13 protein-coding genes and 1 tRNA gene are annotated in these 21,999 nt (G+C 57.4%); 5 read left to right on the plus strand and 9 right to left on the minus strand.

Annotation, left to right across the window (positions count from 1 at the left end; translation table 11 throughout):
* Positions 1-7: 7 nt before the first annotated feature.
* Together egtD and egtB are read left to right on the plus strand one after the other, a co-directional pair.
* Positions 8-1,003 (plus strand): L-histidine N(alpha)-methyltransferase, encoded by a 996-nt coding sequence (gene egtD / locus UH5x_RS02735; RefSeq protein ID WP_482634627.1) that lies wholly within the window; start codon positions 8-10, stop codon positions 1,001-1,003.
* Entirely contained in the window at positions 1,000-2,196 is a 1,197-nt protein-coding gene (gene egtB / locus UH5x_RS02740) for an ergothioneine biosynthesis protein EgtB (protein WP_482634628.1), read from the plus strand. The genes egtD and egtB overlap by 4 nt, the downstream gene beginning before the upstream one ends.
* Before the next feature lie 463 nt (positions 2,197-2,659).
* Here egtB and UH5x_RS02745 read toward each other — a convergent pair whose 3' ends face one another.
* The 5 genes from UH5x_RS02745 to UH5x_RS02765 form a co-directional block, all read right to left on the minus strand.
* Positions 2,660-3,586: an ISAzo13 family transposase gene (locus tag UH5x_RS02745; RefSeq protein WP_482635993.1), complete on the minus strand. Its 927-nt coding sequence runs from the start codon at positions 3,584-3,586 to the stop codon at positions 2,660-2,662.
* A complete protein-coding gene (locus UH5x_RS02750; protein ID WP_482634629.1) occupies positions 3,505-3,867 on the minus strand; it encodes a hypothetical protein in 363 nt (120 codons plus the stop codon). The genes UH5x_RS02745 and UH5x_RS02750 overlap by 82 nt, the downstream gene beginning before the upstream one ends.
* 601 nt (positions 3,868-4,468) lie before the next feature.
* The gene (dinB, locus tag UH5x_RS02755; protein ID WP_482634630.1) at positions 4,469-5,659 is read right to left on the minus strand and encodes a DNA polymerase IV; all 1,191 of its coding nucleotides are present in this window, start codon (positions 5,657-5,659) and stop codon (positions 4,469-4,471) included.
* On the minus strand, positions 5,656-6,438 hold the full coding sequence (locus UH5x_RS02760) for an SOS response-associated peptidase (protein WP_482634631.1): 783 nt from the start codon (positions 6,436-6,438) through the stop codon (positions 5,656-5,658). Before UH5x_RS02760 ends, dinB begins: the two co-directional genes overlap by 4 nt.
* 290 nt (positions 6,439-6,728) lie before the next feature.
* A tRNA-His gene (locus tag UH5x_RS02765) sits at positions 6,729-6,802 on the minus strand.
* 309 nt (positions 6,803-7,111) lie between these two features.
* Here UH5x_RS02765 and UH5x_RS02770 point away from each other — a divergent pair.
* The gene (locus UH5x_RS02770; protein WP_482634632.1) at positions 7,112-11,020 is read left to right on the plus strand and encodes a protein kinase domain-containing protein; all 3,909 of its coding nucleotides are present in this window, start codon (positions 7,112-7,114) and stop codon (positions 11,018-11,020) included.
* 893 nt (positions 11,021-11,913) lie between these two features.
* Here the strand turns inward: UH5x_RS02770 and UH5x_RS02775 are convergent.
* Positions 11,914-13,263: a DUF1598 domain-containing protein gene (locus UH5x_RS02775; RefSeq protein ID WP_047815255.1), complete on the minus strand. Its 1,350-nt coding sequence runs from the start codon at positions 13,261-13,263 to the stop codon at positions 11,914-11,916.
* Positions 13,264-13,453: 190 nt separating this feature from the next.
* Between UH5x_RS02775 and UH5x_RS02780 the strand changes: the two genes are divergently transcribed.
* On the plus strand, positions 13,454-15,688 hold the full coding sequence (locus tag UH5x_RS02780; protein ID WP_482634633.1) for a sigma 54-interacting transcriptional regulator: 2,235 nt from the start codon (positions 13,454-13,456) through the stop codon (positions 15,686-15,688).
* A 37-nt stretch (positions 15,689-15,725) separates the two neighbouring features.
* Here the strand turns inward: UH5x_RS02780 and UH5x_RS02785 are convergent, their stop codons facing one another.
* From UH5x_RS02785 to ftsY, 3 genes are all read right to left on the minus strand, one after another.
* The gene (locus UH5x_RS02785) at positions 15,726-16,802 is read right to left on the minus strand and encodes a hypothetical protein (RefSeq protein ID WP_482634634.1); all 1,077 of its coding nucleotides are present in this window, start codon (positions 16,800-16,802) and stop codon (positions 15,726-15,728) included.
* A gap of 266 nt (positions 16,803-17,068) precedes the next feature.
* Complete coding sequence (locus tag UH5x_RS02790) at positions 17,069-17,650, minus strand: MiaE family protein (protein ID WP_047815147.1); 582 nt, start codon at positions 17,648-17,650, stop codon at positions 17,069-17,071.
* Positions 17,651-17,655: 5 nt separating this feature from the next.
* Entirely contained in the window at positions 17,656-18,654 is a 999-nt protein-coding gene (ftsY, locus tag UH5x_RS02795) for a signal recognition particle-docking protein FtsY (protein ID WP_482634635.1), read from the minus strand.
* A 196-nt stretch (positions 18,655-18,850) separates the two neighbouring features.
* Here ftsY and UH5x_RS02800 point away from each other — a divergent pair, with 196 nt between their 5' ends.
* The gene (locus tag UH5x_RS02800) at positions 18,851-21,814 is read left to right on the plus strand and encodes a PQQ-dependent sugar dehydrogenase (RefSeq protein ID WP_482634636.1); all 2,964 of its coding nucleotides are present in this window, start codon (positions 18,851-18,853) and stop codon (positions 21,812-21,814) included.
* Positions 21,815-21,999: the final 185 nt, after the last annotated feature.

The following is a 21,999-nucleotide window of genomic DNA, read 5'->3' on the forward strand; positions in this document are numbered from 1 at the left end:
GATTCGCATGGTGACCTATTCCACTGAACTGGCCTCCGCCGAAAACGCTGAGCGTGCGGAAGTACTTGAACTTCATTCAATCGATCGCGACTCCGTCATTGAGCTTCGACGTGGATTCTTCAGCGATCCACCGTCGCTTCCCTCGAAATACTTCTACGACCAAGCCGGTTCGGTCCTGTTCGACGAGATTTGCGAGTTGGACGAGTACTACCCGACCCGGACCGAAGCATCGATCATGGGAGCTTCGGTCGATGCCATGGTGGATGCGATTGGACCAGCCGGCCGATTGATCGAATATGGAAGCGGCAGCAGTCTGAAAACACGGTTGCTGCTCGAACACATGCACGCCGACGTGACTTACGTGCCCGTCGACATCTCAAGCGACTATCTGACCGAAGTCGCGGAAGGGCTTCGGCTTGAGTTCCCTCGTCGTCGAATCGCTCCGATCGCGGCGGACTTCACCCGTCCGTTTCAACTTCCAAGTTCGGGGGCGGGTCGGGCTCGCGACGTGGTCTATTTTCCAGGGTCGACGATTGGGAATTTTCGGCCGTCGTTCGCGGCGACCTTGCTTTCGCAAATGCGGAACCAGGTTGGAACGGGCGGCGGGTTGTTGATCGGGTTTGATCTGCAAAAGGACTCTGCTGTATTGGAAGCTGCCTACGATGATCGTCGCGGGATCACGGCGCTGTTCAACCTGAACTTGCTAAGGCATCTCAACCGGGTCGCCGGCGGAGATTTCGATCTGGACTCTTACCGGCACGTCGCACTCTACAACGATCGCGACCATCGGATTGAGATGTATCTCGAAAGTTGTCGCGAGCAAACCGTCACGCTGGCCGGACACACGCGGACGCTTTCAAAATCTCACCGCATTTTGACCGAGCTTTCGCACAAATACACGATCGACGGTTTCACCGAGATGGCGGCGGCGAGCGGTTGGCAGCGAGAGCAAATTTGGACGGATGCGAACGAGTACTTCGCAGTAGGAATGTTCCGCTCGTGAGTGATTCGATGCTGGATGCCTACCGCCAAGTTCGCGGACATTCGAGATCCATTTGTGCTCCGTTGGAAACGGAGGACTACGTGATTCAGTCGATGCCGGATGTTTCGCCGACTCGCTGGCATCTGGCCCACACGACTTGGTTCTTCGAAACATTTTGCTTGAAGAATTTGCCGGACTACCAACCCGAGCAGCCTGCGTTTGAGGTGTTGTTCAATTCTTATTACAACGCAGTCGGTGAGCAGTTCCCTCGCGAACGCCGCGGATTGCTCTCTCGTCCAACGGTGGCCGAGGTTTGGCGATATCGGGATCAGGTCGATGAAGCGATGATCGATCTCTTGGCTCGCTCGGATCGCGAGTCCATTGTCTCTGATGAGGTGCTGCGGACGGGATTGAACCATGAACAACAGCATCAGGAGTTGATGCTGACGGATCTGTTGCACGTGTTCTCCTGCAACCCGCTTCATCCGGTTTACAGTGCCAGCGCGGTGAGGGATTGTGATCCGGTCGACGAGGTTCGGTGGATCGAATCTCCGGCCGAACGGATTGAAACGATTGGATTTGAAGAAACAGCGGACGGCAAGTTTTGCTTCGACAATGAGTTGCCTCGCCACCGAGTGTTGTTGTCACCGCATGCGATCGCGAATCGATTGGTGACCAATGGCGAGTACCTTGATTTCGTCGAAGACGGTGGCTACGACGATCCTTCGTATTGGTTGTCGGCCGGATGGGCGACGGTGCAATCGGAGGCTTGGCGAGCGCCGATGTACTGGCATCTTGGCGAAGAGGGCTGGTACCAGTTCACTCTTGCGGGTTTGAGACCGGTGGAAGAGAACGCACCGGTATGCCACCTGAGCTATTTTGAAGCCGATGCGTTCGCGAGGTGGTCGGGGTGTCGCTTGCCGACGGAGTTCGAATGGGAGGTTGCGGTTCGCGATTCGGGTGAATCGATCGTTGATGCGTTTGGTTCGCGTTGGCAATGGACGGCATCGGACTACGCTCCGTACCCGAAGTACACGGCTCCCGAGGGAGCGATCGGCGAATACAACGGCAAGTTCATGTGCGGCCAGAAAGTGCTTCGTGGCAGTTCCGTCGCCACACCATCCGGACACGAGCGATTGAGTTACCGCAACTTCTTCCCTCCCTCGATGCGCTGGCAGTTCTGCGGGATCCGACTGGCAATGGATCTGGAGTGAAGCAGGGCCGGCGGCGGCGTGGGGTTGTGGGGGATCCTCGCTAACGCGTCGGGTTTCCAATTTGGGTGGAAGCTCATCGCACGGGACGTGCGAAAGAGTAGAACATTTGTCCCCAAATGTTTGCGTGCTGGGGTGAGTTGGTCGAGCAGCATTGTGCGAACGCATGAAAGTGCACACGAGCACGGAGAGCAACGTTCTAACACTCCGAGATCATCGCTCCGTTTACCGACCGTCGCCCCGGATGGGGCCGCCGTGCATAGCTCGGGGCGTTCCTCGCTGACACGTCGGGTTTCCAATTTGGGTGGAAGCTCATCGCACGGGACGTGCGAAAGAGTAGAACATTTGTCCCCAAATGTTTGCGTGCTGGGGTGAGTTGGTCGAGCAGCATTGTGCGATCGAGTGAAAGTGCACACGAGCACGGAGGCAACGTTCTAAGGACCCGTTCGGAAACAACTTCGGGATTTCAACACGGCACAACATAGTTGAATTTGCTGAGGCTTGAGTCCCGCTGAGTCGGTTCGTTGTTTTTGAATGCTTTCTCTACCTTGATTCCAGATTGATAGACTTTGCGAGCCAACTCGCAGACAACCCTCAAGCCGGTGCGAGTGCAGACTTTCGAAATCAGCGTCTGCATCCATGGGAGTGATTCGATGAGCCGTCCGCTGATCGCTCGTGTGAGATGACAGAACAGGCGATGGTCGATCGGGTTGTATTTGCTGCAATACGGAGGCAGGTGAGCGACGCGAATTGGGATTCCAAGGGTGACCGCCACGCGGTGCAGACGTTCGCGATAAAGCGGAACGCGGTAGCCGTTGCTGCCACCACAGTCGGCCAAGAGCAGCATTCCCCCGGCATCGGCGTAACGGGTTCGTCCCATTCGATGCCACCACCGGCGAACCGCATCAGCAGCTAACTCACCGGTGTCAGCGCCCGTCGCCAAATATACAAACGCTTCGTTGGCAACTGTATCGTAGACGCCGTAGGGAATTGCTTTTGGATCGCTGCTGTAGGTCCCGAAGTCATGGTCAAAAGCATGAAGCGATCCATCCGTCCAAGCGCGTCCGCTGCGGGAAAACTGACCGATTAACTCCTTCTTTTTCGTGTCCACGCTCAGGATTGGCCAACCGAGTCGTTCGTATTCCTGGCGAAGGTGCTGCAACCGGTCGAACTGTGACTGGCGAAACTCGCTGGCACCCAAAGGAATGTCTTTGGAAATCTTGCGACGGCCCAGCTTCAGGTTTCTACGAAGGATATTAGCGATCACGCCCGGTGAGAGCGAAAACCCAAGTCGATCGATGGCCGAGGCAATCACTCGCAGCCCGATGTTGGTCCAGACTTGACCGTCGCGGACCGGCGATCCAGCTGTTTGCGTCTTGACTTCAGCTTCAATCGCCTCAACGACCCCCGGCTGGCTTTTGCTAGCAAATGAACGGCCTCCCCTTTTTTATGGACTCGTCCTTGGGCCTCATCATGGGGCAAGTGTTGCAAGTCACGCTTGCCCTGCGTGATCGTATCGGGATGACAATCGAACAACTCGGCGATGTAAGCGATCCCACCATGCCCTAACTTGCTCGCTTCAATGGCCGCATACCGTCGTCGGTCCTTCTCGCTGAGCGATTCGTACAAGTTCCGCATTTGCGTTTCTACATCGAATCCGTAAACATTCTTCATCGCTGGCCTCCGTGAAAAGTGACGAGATCAGTTTACACGTTTCCCGAAGTTGTTTCCGAACGGGTCCTAAGCAGGTCGGCAGGAGTGATCAATCACAACCATGTGAGCCGTTTGGGCGTTAGCCTGGGCTGATAAAAATGTTGGCAGGGTGGCAAGTGTGCGAACCGAATGCAACTCATTGAAAAAGTTAAATTGACAATTGAAAAATGCAAATTGATGCGATTTCATCCACGCATTCCGGCATTTTACAATTGTCAATTTACACTTTCACTTTTTTAATAACGATAAACGCCGTATCAATACCCTTCATTGGAAACCGCCCAAACCGCCTGGTTGATTTCATTTTTATCAGCCCAGCGTTAGCCCCGGTTGTGCGTGAAAACCGTGGCTAACGCCAGCGGCTCACATACCCGATGACACCTGCGTAGCTGCTTAACTCTCCGAGAACATCGCTCCGTTTACCGCCCATCGCCACGGACGGGGCCGTCGTGAGATTGTGGGGGATCCTCGCTGAAGCGTCGGGTTTCCATTTTGGGGTGGACGCTCACGGCATTGCCTCTCGCAATTTCCCCCTCCCTCAAACCTCAATTCCAAGACTGTTCTACCCTTTGGGTTTGGCGTTCTTTCGGTCAACCCATTGATGACTCAACGCGCGATACAGGCTGTGCTTGCCAAGTTTCGATGCGATTTGGTCGCTCAACGCATCCACTTTGGACGAAGCGATTTCGCCGGTTTCTTCGCCGAAGAGATTCAATTGCTTGGGCGCGTCGGCGTCTGTCAAACCACCGAGCGAAATTCCCAGCAGACGGACACTGCGTGGTTCGCGCGACCGCATTTCCAACAGCAACGCTTCGGAAACTTGCAGGATCTCGAGCGTGCTATCGGTGGGCGTGGAAAGCTTGCGAGCACGGCTGAAGGTTTGGAAATCTTCGCGGCGGTATTTCAACGTGATCGTCGATGCCAACCGGCGGGCTCGGCGTAGTCGACGTGCGGTTTGCTCGGACAGGTAGCTGACGACCGCGTTGAGCGATTCCATGTCGGACAGGTCTTCCGCGAAAGTGCGTTCGTGACCGATTCCCTTTGCCAAGTGATCCACCACAACTTGTCGGCCGTCGATGCCATTGGCAAGATTCCAAAGGTGTTCGCCCCAACGCCCCAATTGTGACTTCAGTGCGTCGGGATCTTTGACGCGGAGGTCCGCGATGGTGCGATATCCCAGACGTTGCAATTTGGTTTGACCGACTTTGCCCACGCCCCACAATCGTGAGACCGGCAGCGGATCGAGGAATTCGCGAACGCCATCCGCGGGAACCTCGACGAACCCGTTGGGTTTTCCGATGTCACTGGCAATCTTCGCGACGAACTTCAGCGGCGCGATCCCGACGCTGGCGGGCAAGTCCAATTCCTGCCGGATCGTCTCTCGAATGTGGATGCCGATTTCGCGGGGCGATCCGTGCAATCGAATCGTTCCCGAAACGTCCAAGAAGGCTTCGTCGAGGGACAAGGGCTGAACGACTGGTGTGAAGCGATGGAAGATCTCTCGGACCGCACGCCCAACGGACGCGTAATGATCCAATCGTCCTCGAATGAAATCGGCGTGCGGGCAAAGCTTGATCGCGCGTCTGCCCGGCATCGCAGAATGAATGCCGTACTCGCGAGCCTCGTAGGACGCTGCGGTCACCACGCCGCGACCTTCGACGCCGCCGACCACCACCGGGCGACCACGAAGTTCCGGGCGATCGCGTTGTTCGATGGATGCGTAAAAGGCATCCATGTCGACGTGCAAGATCATGCCTTGCAATCGTCTTTGGCGGACGGGGAAGCAGGCAAGTCGGGAATTCCAAGTGGTCCGGTCTTTTCGATCTCAGCCAATTGTTCGTCACGTTTGGCGAGGTTGCTGGATTGACGCTTGGTCCATGTCGGGGCCATCTGTCTGGCGACGGTGACTGACAGATCGGGTTCGAAAGCGTGCTGTTTCAACACGGCCAAGGAATCCTCGAGCGGTCGCGGATCTCGGGCGATCCACTTTTGAATGCCATCAACCTTCAAGAAGAACGGCGACCGATGATGACCGTGTTCCATGACGGTTGGCAATGCCGGACGCATGATCAATGACATGGTGAAGTGAGCCGGTGATTCTTCTTGCGACTGTTCATTCGGTTCCGAGCGGAACCAAGTGAAAATGGCCGCGGCGAACAGAGGGGAGTCCTGGTCTGAGGTGAAGTCGACTTCCGTGCCCGCGGTCTCGCCCCAGTAACAAGGCTCACGAAAACCGGTCATGGGAACCACGCAGCGGTGAGACTTGATGGCGGATTTCCACGGCCACTTTTCGAGGTTTTCGACACGAGCGTTTGTCAGCGGCCGACGCTGAGATTCAGGCGTCTTGCCAAACGGAACCAACCCGAATGCCATCGGAAGGATTTCGTTGGCACCCGAACGATTGACCGCCACCGTGGGCGCTGGTTTGCCTGGGAAGATTTCCTCGGTGAATTCCATTTGCCGGGGTGGGGCGGCGTCGAGCGATCGAGCCAGATGGGCAAGATTGGTTTTGATGTTGAAACGATTGCACATCTTTCACCTCAACAACCCGTGTCCAAAGGAAACCAGACAAAAGGCTCGCGCGCCGTCTTTTGGGGCAGAGGCGTGAGCGTCGGAAGAGAAATCTCGCGTGCTCGAACGGTGAGATGCCGATCGCACGCAAAGGATGCTCGGGACGCGAACGACGCATGCAAAAGCAAACCAATGCTTGCTGGAGAATACAATTTGCCGCTGGCGGCAACCGCTTTGGGGCCAAACGGGCTCGCATCGATTTTTCGGCGGCAGACCAGGCATTTGCCTGTCAAACCCGTTGCATCACGGAGGGTGGATGACGGGACTCGAACCCGCGACCTTCGGAATCACAATCCGACGTTCTAACCAACTGAACTACAACCACCGTGTTGGAGCAGGGAATTTATCGATGTGATCTCGTGGGGTCAATCCCGTAGCGACACTCTGATTCCCAGTTCTGGCAGAGAATCAGGATGCTTTGTCGGCAAAATTAGAACTGCCCAACCATTTTGCCTCTTCGTTTCGAAGTGTTGGCTTCTAAACTAAACATGGATTCACTGGTGTGGCGACGAACCCCCTGGCAGGACCAGTGTGCGTGGAGCCGGGAAGGAATCTTTTGAAGCGCCGTGGCGGTAATGGTACGATGGCGTGAAGGTCAGTCTGACAATGTCCCTTGAACGATGGCTCATGTGAAATGTCAAAGTGGGAAGACTACACAGGTGATGAATGGATGCGTCCTCTGGCGAGCCAGGACACGCGGACCAAGCACCTTCTTGACCGTGAGACTCAGGGCATCAAACCGCGTCCGAGGTTGCAACCACCGCCGTTTCAGACGGGCGATACCTGGGGTGATTTCATCCTGGAAGAATGGCTTGGGTCTGGAACGCATGGGTGGGTTTTCGCCGCGCGAGAACAGGCCACTAACAAACCGGTCGCGCTGAAGATTCTAGCCCTCGAGGATGAGCCGGGCACGACGCTTGCCAAAACCGGTTTTCGTCGGATGGCGAAGTTGAACCATCGCAATCTCATGCAACTTCATGGGATTCACCAGCACGAGAAGTGCGTCGCGTTCAGCATGGAGCGAATCGATGGCAGCAATCTCACCGCCGCCATTCGTTGTTGGCGGGACTTGCCGTTGCAGCAGGCTTGCGAGAATGTGATCGAGATGGTTCGCCAGGTTGGTTCCGCGATCGGTTGGATGCACGCCCGCGAGTTGGTGCACCGCGATCTGAAACCCAGCAACATCATGGTGACGAACGATTGCCAACGTTTCGTCGTGATCGATTATGACTCTGCAGGCAAGTTTCAAGAGCACGACGCGGAATCCATGCGTGCTTATCTGATCTGGACCCCGATGTATGTGGCGCCAGAGGTCTTGGTCCGGCAGCGGCACAGTCCATCCAGCGACGTTTTCAGTTTGGGGATGGTGGTTCTGGAGGCGTTGCGAGTTTTCACGGCCGCTCAGTATCGCCGGGAAGAACACCGCCGAGAAGAGACTCATCAGGACGAAATTCACCGGGATGAGTACCCGGACAATGCTTCTCTTCCAACTGATGGCAGCGATGAATCGTTGGGGATCCAGCGCGACAAGTCGAATGAAGAACAAGATCGGATGTTGATCACCAAGGCGGTTCGTGGATTGCACCCTGATATCCCGGCGGATCTGATCGATACGCTGGACGAGATGCTGGCGCCCAATGAGGCCGATCGGCCGATGGCGATGACGTTGGCGCGGATCGGACGCCCCCTCGAAGCGATGCAAATGACTCGGATCACCGATGTCAGTTCCAGTCGTCTTCGCGAGGCGACTCAGCACATTCGCCACGATGAACTGGCCCGGATTCATCGGTGGAGTCACCTGGTTCTGGGAGGGCAGACTCAACGGTTGCATCTCAGTGGTGATTCAGGGATCGGCAAGTCAACGCTGTTGGATGTCGCCCTGTCGCAGTTGCGTTCCTTGTCTTGGGCCCAAGTGTTTGTGGCACGTTGCCAGCAACGGGATCAGAAACCGCTGCAGGCATTCAGCCAGATTTCAGACGAAATCACGATGCGATTTCGGGGCATGGATCGGGAGCCGTTGCAGGTGGATTCGGTCACCGTCAGCTTGCTGACCAGCATCCTGCCAGGGCTGGCAGAGGTCTTGGAAGTGGACCGCTCGCAGCCGCTATTGCAAACGTCGCCCACTCGTCCCGGTGGTTTGGAAGCGGCGCTCAAGGTCTGCGAGCGGCTGCGTGAATATGGGCCGGTCTTCTTCGTGATCGACGATGTTCAGTGGGCCGATCGCGATACGATTTCCGTGCTGGATTACTTGCAATCTGCCAGCCTGAACCGGCCCAAAGCCCCTGAATTGCAGGGTTTCGGGTTGATCACCGTTTCGCGAACGAGTGGCGATCGGCAGGTCACACCGCCGGATGAGACCCTCGAGCTTGGTCCGTTGCCCGATGAGACCGCCATCGAAATGTTGGTGGCGGAAGCGTCGAAGTTTGAATTGCAAATTCCGGAAGAGCACCTGACGACATTGGCTCAGCAAATTGACGGGATGCCTTACCGTCTGGATGCCTGTCTCGAAGAACTTCGACCGGGAGGTTGGTTGTCCGATGCGATTCAAAAAGCAGAATCGGGTGGTGAAGGTGTTGCCGTGCCATCGATGGAATCCCTCTGGCAGAACCGCTCCGAACGGCTCCGTCCCGGTGCGATGCAGTGGCTGCGACGAATCGCAGCGGCGGGACGCCAGGTGCCAATCGAGGAACTCCGCGGTTGGAAGGAGGACACCGATGACCTCAACGATCAACTGGACGAGTTGCAGCGCCATCGATTGATTGTTCCCGGTGAATCCTCGGGTCCCACCGTGCAAATTTGGCATTCCCGATTGGGTGAGAAAATTCTCGCTCAAATGTCGGAAGCAGAGATCCGTCAACTGCACGCGGATTGGGCTGAGACGTTGTCGCATGTCCGGCCGGACGTTGCCAGCGTGATTGCCTCTCACTACCAACGTGCCGGGCTCCATGAATCGCTTGGGATCTGGGCGAAACTGGCGGCCGAACAAGCCCAGCAAATGTACGCTCATGGGGAAGTCGCTTCGTGGTATCAGGTCGCCGCTGACAATTCCAGCGGCGAGCAACAGATTCAGTACTTGAAGGAAGCGTCGTTCGCCTGGCATCGCAGTGGCCGGCTGAACCGAGCCGCGGAAGCACACGAGGCACTGGCGAAGTTGTTGCCGGGGCATGCCTCGGTCGAACATCAGATGCACCGTGTGGAGTGTTTGATTCGCTCGGGCGAATTCAGCGACGCGAGCCGGTTGGTGGAACCATTGATCGATCAACTGGGATTGCCGCGGTTGAAGTCCAAATGGGCGTTCAATCTGTCGGTCATCTGGCGGATCATTCGTCTGTTGCCCATGCAACGTGATCTCTCGGTGGTTCTTGACCAACCCACCCCAGCACGCACGTGGAAACAAGGCTGCCAAATCGAGGCCTGTGTTCGCTTGATTCGCCCGCTCAGTATCATCAACAACAACATTGCGATGGAATGGGCACTCTTTGCTGCCCGACAAGTTCGGTTGCTGGGGACGGCCGGAGAACGCTTGCAATTGGGAGTCGGCGAAACAGTCTTTTCCTCTTACAACCCAGGGAGATCTCGCCAACGGGCCAGTCAGAGTCTGCAGCGAATGCTGGGCGCGTTGCGCCCGGAAGACGACCCTTCTTGGCACGGCGATGTCAATGCGGGGTTGGCGTGGAACGCCGCCATGGACGGTCGCTATGCCGACGCGTTGGAGCCATGTACGAAGGCGAAGCAATTTTATGGTTTGAGTGAACACGCCAAAAGCTTTGAGATAGCGCACACGTCGTATGTCGAATTGGCCTCGTTTTTTCAGTGTGGCAAAATCTTGGAAATGCGACGGACCGTGGCCGATATGCAGGCAGAGGGCCGGACAACGAACGATCAGTTCGTCACCATCATGGGGACGCTGGGGTATGCGTCCGTGGCGTTCTTTTCCGACAATGACATGGCGCGAATGGACTTGGCCTCGGATCGTGTGCGAGAATGCATGAAGCACGTCGGAGCAACGTCCTTTTTGTTCGTCCAGCAGTTCAAAGACGTGCTTCGCGACCTCTATTCAGCGGACGTGACCAACGGGGCTTCCAAGTTGGATTTGTTGCCACGCCAGATGCGTTCTTACGATTTGAATCGCGTGCAAATGATTCGGATCAACTTCACGGAGTTCGTTTGCCTGCTTTCACTCCAGGCTTTGAGTTGCCAAGTGAAAACGGCCGAGAATGCGTTGCGAAATGCTCTGCAAAAGCTGCGGCGTGAGAAATCGGAATTTGCCAACATGAAAGCCAATTTCTACCAAGGCATTCACATGGCTCGCAGCTCCGTCTCCGGGATGGACAACCATGCTCGGCAACTGTTGACTTCCGCTGCTGCGAAAGCGAAGGAACTTCAACTGACACCGTACGTGCTGGCCGCGAACGACGAACTGAAGTGGCTTGATTCCGTTGATCAAGAGTCGGACTTGGAAGCTTACTTGGCGGACGAAGGCGTCGTCGCGCCCTCGCGATTCGCAAGGCTGTACCGGGGTGTCGATCGTCCGGGACGCTGAGTGTGTGCGTTCTCGGACGTCATTGGCTCGAAGGGCGTTCTAAGCAGGTTGGCTGAAATGATTGGGGAACAAGCCCCATGAGCCGTTCAAGCGTGCCCTGGACTGCTGAATGTTTGGCGTTGTGACGCACTGTGGTTGCGCCAGTTTTTATCCCGGTAGGGATTTCAGATGGTAGCCGCCGGTAAGCGATCGCGCCACCGACGGACCTGTAGCCCGCGCCGCCACTCTCCATCCCGGCGTGGCCGAGGGACATCGATTTTATGACTGACGTTCTTCGAGGCGAGCGTCGCCCAGGACCTGAACCGTCGTGGACGAGGCGACAAGTCCTTCCCCGCGCAAGGGACTCGTTGCCTCGTCCACTACCCAATGCTGCCCTTCATCAATCGACATCCCATGGCCACGGCGGGATGGAGGGTATTTTGGGGGACGCTCGTTTTCCGGACGTAAGCTGCTACGCAGGAACCCCCGGCTACCATCTGACATCCCTACCGGGCTGAAGGAAGACAGCAAGCTGGAAGAAAAGCTGCATCCGCTATCGGGCCGTCAACATCAAACATTGCGTGGTCCAGACTTGCCCGACGGTTGTGGCACGCGACTGAATCGAACGCAGTGTTGGCTTTGGCGAGACTCTTCGGCTGCCTGGTTTGCTTCCGCAAATTGGAATGCGAATCTGAAAGGATTTCAGAGAGTTGCCAGGGGGCGCTGCGAGGGATGTCGACTTGAAGGAAGGAGGCTTTTTCTCGTTCCCTGGATCTGCCTGGGAACGCAATGCACTGCAGGCTCGGCCTGCTGAGACATCATTGGGGGGCGGAGCCTCCAAGACAGTGTGTTCCCAGGCAGAGCCTGGGAACAAGGAATCTGGAACCCGAAACACTCGTCAGCAATACAACTCGTTACTTGCTGTTCCACCACCAACGTGAGGCCGAGTCGCTGGCAACAGCAACACTGCCCAGTGTTTCGTCGATCACGGCGTTTTCAGAGACGGCGAACGCGTTGACGTTGACGCCACCGGAGGCGGTCACGGTCCAGCCAGCACGGCCTTTGATGAAGCTGCACTGAGGCTCAAGGGTCTTGGGCATGTCATAGCTGGCCAATTCGACTTGCGAATCTTTGCCACGGAGGACGCTCAGGTCGATGCCCGATTTTTGGTCGAGTTGTTGCTGGGTGACAAGGGTCGCGACGACGGCCAGGTCCATGGCGTTGCGAAGGTCACGAAAAACAGGGCGTTCGCGAGAAAGGTCTTCGAATTGCTCGGTCATCATGTCGGCCCATTTGGTTGCCAGTGGATTCTGGCGACCGGTCGAGCGGACCTTGCCTTCTTTGTCGAACGTGTCGTCTTCTGTCAGCGTTTTCACGCCTTGACCACTGATCTTCCAGACGCGTCCATCGGCGTCATGAGCGATCGGATCGTAGTCGCATGCCATCCACCAACGAGGGCTGCTGACACTGGACTGGGCTTGGTTCTTGGCGATCTCAAGGTAGCTGGGCAAGCCAGCAACAGGTGACTGAGTCAGTCCCATCGCGATGCGTTTCATTTCGAAGTCAGCGGCGACCAAGGTTCGAGCGAAACGGCTGTCGGTGGGCACTCCGGCCAAGAAGATCTGCTGTGGGCCGAAGGCTTGTCGCATACCGGCTTCAAGGTAGGCGGGGTTTTGTCCGGGACGAAGTTTGACATTCTTCAAGAAGTTTTGCAGACGCACGCGACCTTCGGCGGTGGGCTCGATCGAGCAACGGATGCCGCCGTCGTTGCGAGCGGTTTCAACGCTGCTGAAAGCGGTGACCAGGTCATCCAACCGGAGCACGGATCCGCCGGTCTTCGTTCCCACAACGTGTCCATCGGGACGAACCATCCAAGGCTCGGCGGGACCGGCCAGCAGAATGTCGTTGTTCTCTTCGTCAACGATCACATATTCAATCCGCTGCATGCCGGCGAGGAACATGGTTTCGGTGTCGAGGTGTTTGCCGGATTCGTGAGCTTCTTGGAGGGCAGCTTGCAAACCGTTTAGCGAAATGACCCGGCGATCGGTGGCTTCCGCCAACTCGCCCGCGGGGACCTGCATGGCGTTGCGGACGACTTGGGCCATTTCCTTCTGTTCTTCGATGGTGGCGGCGCGGACGCTGCCATCCGGAGCGATCATCACTCCACCGACCGTCTGTTGATTCCCCAGCCCAATGCCGGCGTCTGCCGTGGAAGCCGTCATGGCCACACAGAGAGCTGTCAACATGGCTGCGGGCAACACCAACGCTGGCAATTGCATGGCACGAACCCAAGACCCAAAGCCGCGTTGGATGGGTCGACCGGAAACAGGGCGACCAAGAAGAGAAGAGCACATCGAGACGTGTATCCGGCTGGCGGAGAGAAGGGATGGTGAAAGTCGACCGGCGGTGGGGGGAACCCGCAGTCTATGATTAGAATAATTGCAGGCTCTACCAGTGACAAGCAAATCTAACACAACTGAACCCGACGCTGCTCCAGCGAAATCGCCCCCAGACGCCTATTTGGTGGTTCACCGCGGCATGCGCTGGACGGATGTGATTCGGTTGTCGGGCGATATGCGTTGGACAATCGGCCGCTCTTCGTCCAATCCCATCGTGCTTCGCAGTGCGCAATCCAGCCGGCAGCACGCAGAGATTCGACCGGCAATCACTCCGGATGGCCCTGTTTGGGCGATTGTGGACCTGAATTCGCGAAACGGGGTGCAGGTCAATTCCCGGCGAATCAAGGCCCCAACGGTGCTGAAGGAAGCTGACCAGCTCCAGATTGCAGGCTTCGAACTGACCTTCACTCGCAACCCTGCCACGCTGACGCGTCCCCCCGTTCGGCTGCCCTCCGTCCCCGGTGCGGCGTCCCCCAACGGCTCCGGGGCGGTCGACGACGGGGCAACGCAGGACAACCTGGGCGGCGATTGGCAGAGCGATTGTTCCGATGATGACGGTGACAACGGCGAGAGTGAGGTCGATGTTGTCTCCCAGATCATGTCCAGCGGTTTGGCCGGCCGAATCAATCGTGAACCGAATCCGACGCGAGTCGAAAATTCGTCCGATTCAGACGCGGTGGATCCGTTGCTGGCGATGGCGTTCGCGCTGGGGCGAGCGGAATCGATCGAGGAGTGTGGCGAAACATTGATGCAAACGCTCGAAGATTTGATGCCGGGTTCGACGATTGGGTTGTACCTGTTCGACGCCGAACAAAAAGCGGCTTTGCTCGAGGGGGCTGGGCTTGCTCCTCCACGTTTGGTTCGTCAACCGGCTGGCACACGTTACCGCCGTCCGCCAACGCCGCTGATTCAACCCATCTTGCAACCTCAGTCCGCTGCGATTTTGGCTCGCAACGTTCTGGGCGACCGCCGGTTGGCAACCGAAAACACAGCAGGCGAGATCGATGTCGAATCGATCATTTTAGCGCCACTTCGGCCTGTGGTTTCTGAAAGAGGTGACGAGGCCCCGGCGGAACGAAACGCTTTGCTTCGTGAGAAATCGCTGCCGGTCGGTTTGGTTCATGTGACCACTCCAGCGGGGAAGCCCGCCTTGACCGCGAACCAGTTGCGAAACGTGGTCGCGGCGGGAGAAATCTTCTGCCAGGCGATCCGCTCGATTCACCGAGAGGCTTCATTGACGCGTTCGCTGAAGAAGTCCGAGGCGGTGATCAGTCGCTTGCGTCGGCAGTTGGCCGGGCGAATTCAGATCTTGGGAAACAGTGAGCCGATTCGGCTCGTTCAACAACAGATTGCCCAGGTCGCCCCGACGCCATCAGTTGTTTTGGTGCGAGGCGAATCCGGGGTGGGCAAGGAGTTGGTGGCGTCGGCGATTCATCACGCCGGTCCACGTCGCGATGGGCCGCTGGTGTGTTTGAACTGCGCGGCGTTGTCCAAGGATCTGTTGGAGTCGGAATTGTTCGGCCACGAAGAAGGTGCCTTCACGGGCGCGACCCAACAAAAGCGAGGCAAGTTCGAAGTCGCCTCTGGCGGCACCTTGATGCTGGACGAAATCGGCGAGATGAGCTTGGACTTGCAAGCCAAACTGCTTCGCGTCCTCGAAGGTCATCCCTTTGAACGTGTCGGTGGGCAGTCACCGATTCAAACCGATGTGCGCGTGGTGGCAGCGACGCATCGTGATCTGCGCGCGATGGTCGAGCAGAAGACCTTTCGAGAGGATCTGTTTTACCGGCTCAACGTGGTCGAAATCTTGGTGCCGCCACTCCGAGAACGTGGCCGCGATGTGATTTTGCTGGCGAATCACTTTTTGCATTCGTTCGCTGAGTCGATGGCTCGCGGGCGATTGAAGTTCACGTCGCTGGCTGAGAAAAAGTTGCAACGCCATCGCTGGCCCGGCAATGTGCGTGAACTCCGAAACGTGATCGAGCGAGCCGTTGTGATGTCGCCGATGGATGCTGGCGGCGACGGCAACGTGATCGAACTGGACGCCGACGATCTGTTGATCACTTTGGTCGCCGGGCCATCGAAAGGGAACGCCTCGAAGGCAAGTTCAGGGAAGGCGTCGGAGTCGGATGACTCCGATGACCTGGAGCTTTCCTTGGCGGAGCTGGAAATGCGTCACATCCGCCGGGTGTTGGATTCGACCGGCGGGAACAAAAGTCGCGCTTCGATGATCTTAGGAATCGAACGCAGCACACTGGATCGCAAGTTGAAGAAGGCCCAGAAAGACTAGCTGAGTCTGCCGGAGCGGCGCCGAAGCGGCCTACCTGCTAACGTTTTTCACTGAGTGCCAGCAACGCTCGGCGACTGTCGTTGTAGTCCAGGGCGACGACTCGCAAGTCGGTGGGCAATTTTCGGATCACGGGATCGATGTAGGGGTCCGCTTGGCCGGCGATCAATCGATCAGCCCAGTCGCCATGGATGTCGACCGAGTCCACATCGATTTTCGCGGCCATGTGCCGAATCAAGGTTGGAAGCGAACGAATCGGCGTGTCGGCGCGATACCCGGAAGCCGCCTGTCGCAGCCGAACTTCAGCGGAAGCCAACTGGCGAGCCAAGCTCCAGGCCGCGTCGTCGCCTTCGCGGTGAACGGCAACGGTGAAGTGGGCTTTGCCAAGCATCGTGGAGGAGGAACTGGTTTCCAACAGGGGCATCTCAGCCCACACGCCACTGATCGGATTGGTTTTCGCGGGTTTGCCGTAGGCCATCACGACGACATCGAGCATTCCAGCACGGAACCCAGGCGGCACATCAAAGGCGACTTGGAAGGACTTTTCACCTTCCAAGATCTGTTGCGACGTCCAGCGGAGTTTGTAGTAAACACCTCGGCCACGTTCGATGGTTCCGGCGGCGGAGACGGCATGCAACGGAGCGTGTTTGTCAAACTGGATCGCTTCGGATTGCTTGTCGCCGTTGTCGGCACCCAAGTGAGCGGAGGCCAAGTGACCGTAGCCACCATCCGCGGCGATCCCGATGGAACGAGTGGATTCATCAGAACGTTTGACTTGGATGGGCGTGGCGTAGTCGGTTCCCGTTTCGGTGCGTGGTGAATAGTCCAGCACTCGCCAGGACGCGGCACGAGGAACGACTTGAACCATCCAGCGGTCAATCGTTGGCAGCTTGGTGCCTGAAACCATGGACGACAAATGCAATTCGATTTGCATGGACTCGCCGGCTTGAGCGGTTGGGGTCATGCGATCCGAAAGGTCGACTGGGCGGGCGACCGCGGTCGGTGGCAAATCGAACGAGAGGGCTTGAGCGTTTTCCTCTGCGGCGATGTCGGTGGCCAACCAAGCCAGAGCGAACGCAACCGTGTAAGACGTGACTCGAGTTTGTAAGAAGTTCATCACTGTGTCTCCGCGACCAGACAATTGATTGACGGTGTCAGTCGGGTCATCCGACTCAATTCCGTTCCATCATGGATGCGGGCTGACTCTCGGCAGCAAGGAGAGTGTTTCATCGTTCCCGCGATGGGCAAGCAACGCAAACTCGATGCCAGAATGATCGCCATTTTTCAGGCGAACGCAGGCCTTGAGTGTGAAACTTGCCAGCCGGTTTTCGTTGCACATGCAGCACGGCAGGTTTGCGAACGGGAAGCCGTGAAACAATCCGGTCAGGAATGCATGCGGGGCAGGTCACTGCCCTCGGCGATGATCTCACTTTCCAACTTGGACAGTTCCGTGAGACGATCGCGAACCGATTCGCGGTCCGCGAAGTGTTCGGCGAGCTTCACGTAAGTCGTGTGGTGGCGGGCTTCGCTTTCAAACAACCCTGCGTAAAACGCGGACAATTCGGGGTCTCGCTCGGCGACATGTTCGGCCAGCAAGCGGAACCGCTCACAACTGCGAGCTTCGATCAACGAGGCGACCAGCAGTCGATCGACCGCCCGGTTGGGATCGTTCTGGCGGATCAACCCGTTCAATTTTCGACCATAGGGACCGGGACCGATTCGCCGGAACGGGATGTCACGTTGTTTCAGAATGTCAACGACCATGAAGAAGTGTTCGAGTTCCTCTTCCACGATCGTTGCCATCTCGCGGCAGATGTCGAGGTTCTCGGTGTAGGCGTTCATCAGGTTCATCGCGGTCGACGCGGCTTTGCGTTCGCAGTGCGCATGATCGAGCAACAACTCGTCGAGATGATTGTCGACTTGTTCGAGCCAACGCTTCGTTGATTCAGATTGCAAATGAAGCATTGCGATTATGCCTCCAACAACGCCGCGGCAAACGTGTCCGGGTCGAACTTGGTCATGTCCTCGATGCCTTCGCCCAGCCCCACGAACTTGACTGGCAATTCGAACTGTTCGCGAATCGGCAGGACAACGCCACCTTTGGCGGACCCGTCCAGTTTGGACAGGATGATCCCCGTGCAACCAGCCGCGTTGCTGAATCCCTTGGCCTGACTGATCGCGTTTTGACCGGCGGTCGCGTCCAGAACCAACAGGACTTCGTGAGGTGCACCCGGCAGTTTTTTGTCGATGACGCGACGGATCTTTTCCAGTTCCAGCATCAACTTGCCTTGCGTTTGCAAGCGGCCAGCCGTGTCGATGATTGCGTAGTCCGCACCGATCTCGATTGCTTTTTCGGTCGTTTGATACGCGACGCTGGCGGGGTCGACACCGCTGGGGCCGGTCACAATTTCGCAACCGATTCGCTCCGCCCAAATGGTGAGCTGTTCGACCGCGGCTGCACGGAAGGTGTCGCCTGCACCCAGGACAATCTTGTGGCCTTGCGAGACAAGGTGATGCGAGAGTTTGCCGATCGATGTCGTTTTGCCACTTCCGTTCACGCCGACGACCAAGATCACGGTCGGGGGCGAGTCGGCTTTGGCAAGGTCACCGTGATCTTGCTTGAGTTGTTCGCGAATGTCTTCGGTGATGGTCTCGACGACTTCTTCCAAGTGCACCACACGGCCTCGGAAATCTTTCGCGACGCGATCGCGAATTCGGCCGGCGGGACCCGCCCCCATGTCCGTGCGTACCAACCGTGCGAACAGCTCACCCAGGAATTCTTCGTCGACCAGACGGCCCTCCGCTTTGAAGAGGTCACGGATGTCGGTTCCCAGGACCCGGCGAGTTTTCTGCAGGCCGTTTTTCATCTTGCCAAACAGGCCGCCTGAGGCTTCTTCACCGGCCGATGGCGAAGAAGAGGTGGAGGAGTCGTCGCTCGAGTCGTTCTTTTTGGATCGCCAGAAAGCCATCGATCAATGCACGTTTGGGAATGGAGCGTGTGGGGAACAAAACGGGACCGCGTCGGAAACAAGGCGGCACCTGGAATTGTGTCGCAATGCGATGAAATCCACCACCCGGGGAAGTCCATCGAGGCCATGGTTCGTGCACCGCTTCGGTTAAGATGGGCCGCATCCCCCTCTTCTTATCTCACGGTTCGTCATCCCCATGTCTCTGCCGAACGCTCACCTGCGGCCGTTCCCGGTCGTTCTTCTGCTTCTGTTGGCCTTCGCAGCAAACGCCAGGGCGGATCGCCCTGAATGGACGGATTCCCGACTGCAGGGCACCCCCGAGCCGCCGCTGCCGATGAAGGTCGAACGCGTTCACCCAAAACTGAGCCTTCAATCGCCAATCACCGCAATGGATTTGCCGGGCACCGAGCGGCGGTTGGTGCTGCAAGTGAACGGGCATGTGTCCACATTCGACAATCGAGACGATGTCGAGGCCATGGACTTGGCATTGGACATCAACGAAGTCAACCAGACGAAGAACCCCGACGAACTGTTCGCCGCTGCCCGAGACCTGACGCTGCATCCTAATTTTGAAAGCAACGGCTACCTGTATGTCGTGTGGTCAATCCGCCCGCATGACGTGGAAGGCGGCACCCGCGTCTCGCGATTCCAAATGGAGTTGCCAAGCAACCGAGAGATCGCAAATGCAGGGAGCGGCGACTCACCAGATCTTGCTCTGCCGCGGATCGATCCGGATTCGCGATTGGATTTGTTGTCCTATCCCTCGGGAGATCACATTGGGGCGTCGTTGAACTTTGGTCCCGACGGGTTTCTCTACATCACCACCGGCGACGGTTCTCTGCCGTTTCCCCCGGATGTCAACAAAACAGCACAGAACATCGGCGACCTTCGCGGCAGTGTGCTGCGGATTGATGTGAACCAAACCAGCCAAGCGGCGGACGGAACGACGTTGCCCTATCGCATCCCCGATGACAACCCGTTCGTCGATGTCGAGGGAGCACGCAGTGAGATCTATGCGATCGGATTGCGCAATGGTTTCCGCGCCGCGTTTGATCCTGCGACCGATGATCTGTGGGTGGCCGATGTGGGCTGGGAAAAATGCGAGATGGTGCACCGGATTGTCCCGGGTGGAAATCATGGATGGAGTCTCTACGAAGGTCCCCATCCGGTTGATTTGGAACAGACGCCCGGTCCAGGACCAGTGATCCCGCCCGAGGTCGTGTTCCCTCGCAGTGAATCGCAGTCGATCACGGGAGGCGTGTTTGTTCCGCCGGCCGCCTTTGATTCAAGCGATAATTTGGCGCTGTCGGAAAAGTACCTCTGCGGTTGCTTCATGAACGGCAACGTGTGGTCGATCGACACGCAGTCGAAATCCAAGACCGGCCAGCCACCGGTGCCGCGAAAGATTGCCAGCACCGGTTTGAAAATCATTGATTTCTTTGTCAGCGAGCAGGGGCCGATCCCGGAAGTGCTGCTGGTGGACTACGCCGGTGGGTTGTATCGGTTGGTTGTCAATGAATCAGTGGATGATTCCTTGGCCTTCCCACAACATCTCAGCGAAACCGGGTTGTTTGCTGACACAGCCAGCTTGGTTCCAAACCCAGGTGTGGTTGCCTACCAACCGGTCGCAACCATGTTTCGCGATGGCATTCGGACGCTTCGAGTTTTCGGTGTCCCCAGCCAAGAGCCGATCAATCCGGTCCGAAACCGCTACCTGCCCGGGACCGTGTTTGCGAACACGTTGGTCCGCGATGTTTTGGATTCGGAGGGCAATCCGAAGACGATTCGCTTGGAAACCCAGGTCCTGTCGTTTGATGGTTTGAACTGGAACCCAACCACGTTTGCCTGGAACGAAGCACAAACCGACGCGAGGTTGGTTCCTGCGATGGGAGCCACGAAGACGTTTCGCGTGGACGATCCGATCTGGGGACCACGCGATTGGGAACACCGCTTCTATCCTCGCGACGTTTGCATCACCTGTCACAACGTCGCCAACCCGGGGGCCGCGTCGCTGGTGCCGGAGAATTTGCGGGACGCGACCGGTCCAGGATCTTGGTCGGAGCTCGCCGAAGCAGGTCACTTGGTTGCTGCCAAAGTGAAAGCGGGCCACGAGATGGTGGATCCGGCTGACGAAGACCAGTCACTTGAACAACGGGCTCGCTCGTATCTGCATTCCAACTGCGCACATTGCCATCGACCCGCCGGCGGCGCGACATCGAAAATGGATCTGAGACACATCAAACCGTTGAAGCAAACTGCCTTGATCAATGTGCCTGCGGTCCAGGGTGATTTTGGTTTGGGAGCCGACACGCTTGTGGTTGATCCTGGGCACCCGGAACGATCGGCCTTGGTTTACCGGGTTGCAACCGGTGGTCCGGGCAAGATGCCTCGCGTGGGATGCTCCGCGGTGGACTTGGAAGGTGCAAAGTTGCTGTGGGATTGGGTGGAATCGATGTCGCCCCATCAGGAGGTGAAAGCAGTTGCCGTTTCAGATGAAGAGACCAACCAGACGTTGCAGGCAATGTTGTTGTGGCAGAAGCTTTCGCGGGAGTCACCCGAGAAGGCGAAGGACGTTGTCGCAGACGTGTTGAACCAGGCAGCCTTTTCTCATTCGCCGGTGGTGCTAGGACTGCTGCAACCTTGGATCGATCCCAGCCAACGAACGTTGTTGGTGGGCGATTCACCTGACGCGGACGCGTTGTTGGCATTGGAGGGAAACGCTCAACGAGGTTTGCAGTGGTTCTACGAATCCGCTGCGTCCCAGTGTCGGCAATGCCACCGCATCGGCGGTCTTGGCAAAGAGCTCGGGCCGTCGCTGGCGGGAATCAGCAAGCGTCGAACGCGAGTCGAAGTTTTGCGAGGGATCCTTGACCCAAGCGAAAAAATTGAACCCGAATGGCAGAGTCACACATTGCTGACGGTGGACGGTGAGTTGGTCGCCGGCCGAATCCTTCGCGCGGGCAACGACGTGGTGGTTGTCCAGCAAGCGGACGGGACTCAAACGTCACTTCAGGCAGAGGACATCGAAGTCAAAAAGCCCAACCAGCAATCCTTGATGCCGGCGGGATTGCTGTCCGCGATGACGCCGCAGGAGGTCGCGGATTTGCTCGAGTTCCTGATGCAAACCAACGAAGCCGGCGAGTTGCCTGGGGCGAATTGAAAGGGTTTGTGGTTGGTTGCGTTGGTTCAGGGGATGCCGGAACTCCCGTTGGTCGGTCCGGCCGACGGGAGGCAACCGTTCGCTCGATTGTTCCCCACGGAGCGACGCAAGAGAGTCGAACAGTTGTCTCAACTGTCTGCTTGTTTGGGGCGAGTTGTTTGGGATCGTGATGCGAATGGTGGGTA

The sequence above is a fragment of the Rhodopirellula sp. UH5 genome (assembly GCF_056839225.1).

Bases quoted from the DNA above. Each gene is read 5' to 3' on its own strand.
- egtD (WP_482634627.1), top strand. From the start codon at position 8: ATGGTGACCTATTCCACTGAACTGGCCTCCGCCGAAAACGCTGAGCGT.
- UH5x_RS02750 (WP_482634629.1), bottom strand. From the start codon at position 3,867: ATGAAGAATGTTTACGGATTCGATGTAGAAACGCAAATGCGGAACTTG.
- dinB (WP_482634630.1), bottom strand. From the start codon at position 5,659: ATGATCTTGCACGTCGACATGGATGCCTTTTACGCATCCATCGAACAA.
- UH5x_RS02760 (WP_482634631.1), bottom strand. From the start codon at position 6,438: ATGTGCAATCGTTTCAACATCAAAACCAATCTTGCCCATCTGGCTCGA.
- UH5x_RS02770 (WP_482634632.1), top strand. From the start codon at position 7,112: ATGTCAAAGTGGGAAGACTACACAGGTGATGAATGGATGCGTCCTCTG.
- UH5x_RS02785 (WP_482634634.1), bottom strand. From the start codon at position 16,802: ATGAACTTCTTACAAACTCGAGTCACGTCTTACACGGTTGCGTTCGCT.
- UH5x_RS02790 (WP_047815147.1), bottom strand. From the start codon at position 17,650: ATGCTTCATTTGCAATCTGAATCAACGAAGCGTTGGCTCGAACAAGTC.
- ftsY (WP_482634635.1), bottom strand. From the start codon at position 18,654: ATGGCTTTCTGGCGATCCAAAAAGAACGACTCGAGCGACGACTCCTCC.
- UH5x_RS02800 (WP_482634636.1), top strand. From the start codon at position 18,851: ATGTCTCTGCCGAACGCTCACCTGCGGCCGTTCCCGGTCGTTCTTCTG.